This is a genomic window from Flavobacterium sp., from assembly GCF_036782315.1.
GTDB lineage: Bacteria > Bacteroidota > Bacteroidia > Flavobacteriales > Flavobacteriaceae > Flavobacterium.
The window spans coordinates 1-1,734 of the sequence record NZ_DAIPZK010000025.1 but is presented as its reverse complement, the minus strand read 5'-3'; the positions used below and the strand labels follow the sequence as shown (position 1 = coordinate 1,734).

Annotated in this window: 1 protein-coding gene; it reads left to right on the top strand. The window is 36.2% G+C overall.

Annotation, left to right across the window (positions count from 1 at the left end):
* Positions 1-67 precede the first annotated feature (67 nt).
* Entirely contained in the window at positions 68-1,642 is a 1,575-nt protein-coding gene (locus tag V7P59_RS12740) for an IS1182 family transposase (RefSeq protein ID WP_333810532.1), read from the top strand.
* Positions 1,643-1,734: the final 92 nt, after the last annotated feature.

Genomic DNA, 1,734 nt, shown 5'->3' with positions numbered 1-1,734 from the left:
TGTGCTTGTTGCACAACTCAAATATACAAATACTTGCATAAAAAAGAGATAATTTGTAAATTTATTCATGCAAGGAAAGAAAAATTTTACCCCACAATTATTTGTTTCGGTTAATTTATTGGACATGGTTCCGGTGGATAATTTTTATAGAAAATTGTTAACCGAACTCGATTTACATTTCATTTATAAAGCCACCCAAAAGTATTATGGCAAAGAAGGACAGGAAAGTATTGATCCTGTTGTATTCTTTAAGATTTTGTTGGTAGGTTATTTGAATAATATTAACTCAGACAGACAATTAATTGCTTTTTGTAGTGATAGTTTATCGATACGCTTGTTTTTAGGTTATGATGTTCATGAGTCGTTGCCATGGCATAGCACCATTAGCCGTACACGAAGTTTGTATGGCGAAGAAGTGTTTTTGAGTTTGTTTAAAGAAGTCTTGAAAATGTGTGTTTCCAAAGGCATGGTTCGAGGCAAGCGTCAAGCGGTGGACAGCGTTTTTATTAAAGCCAATGCGAGTATGGATAGTTTGGTGGAGAAAGAAGTTTTGGAGGATGCTAGTGCTTTTGTAAATGAATTAGAAGAAAACAGCGAATTTAAAATCACTAGTACAAGAAAGAAGTTGGTAGAACAACACCACGCTTGGAAAGAAGAAGCCTATAGAGGAATGCCCAATGCTACAGGTAAAGACAAAGTAGATGAATTTGGGAATATCATCCGACCAAAATATGTATCGAATCATACGCATTATTCGCCCACAGATAGCGATGCTAGAGTGAGTGTAAAACCAGGCAAAGCGCGACAATTAAATTATTTTGGACAAATTGCTGTAGACGATGCACACCATGTCATTACAGGAGCCTGTTCTGATTTTGCCGATAAACGCGATAGTCAGTGTTTAGAACAAATTGTGGAACTTACCAAAGAAAACCTAAAGGAAAACGAAATTGAATTAGAAGAACTCTTAGCCGATGGCGGTTACAGCAGTGGCGAAGCTTTAGCGTATTTACACGAAAAAAACATAGATGCTTACATTCCCAATTTTGGACAATACAAACCCGAGCGAGAAGGTTTTACCTTCAACAAAGAAGAAAATTATTACCAATGCACTAAACCCGAAGGCAATCAAGCGAAACTACTGTTCAAAGGCGAAAAAACGGATAGTAAAGGCTACACCAAACGCACCTATCGAAGCAGTGAATCCGATTGTAAAAACTGTCCACTCAGAGAACAATGTTGTGGCAAAAGCACCAAGTTTAAAAAGCTAGACGACAGCATCCACAAAGAACATTACGACCGCATGCATCAAAAACTCACACAAAACGAGAAATATGCCAAGAAGATGTCAAGAATACGAAGTAAAACGGTAGAACCTGTCATTGGAACCTTGGTCAACTTTATCAACATGAAACGGGTAAACACACGAGGTATCAAAAACGCAAACAAACACGTACTCATGGCAAGTTTAACTTACAACTTGAAGAAATACCTGCGCTTTACCATCAAAAAACCTAATATTTTAGACCAAGTTATTTCCCTAAAACAAGAGAAGTGCTTTGCTTTTGTAAAAACAGTCTATCAAGACTTCATAATCTCAAATTTAAGCACCCGAAATTTTAGAATTTTGAATTACATTTAAAAAATAAACCTCTCTTAAATGGCTTTTAAGAGAGGCTTGTTTTTATGTTTTTGTAAATTGTTTTGAGAAAATGGTAGTTGTGCAACAGTTAC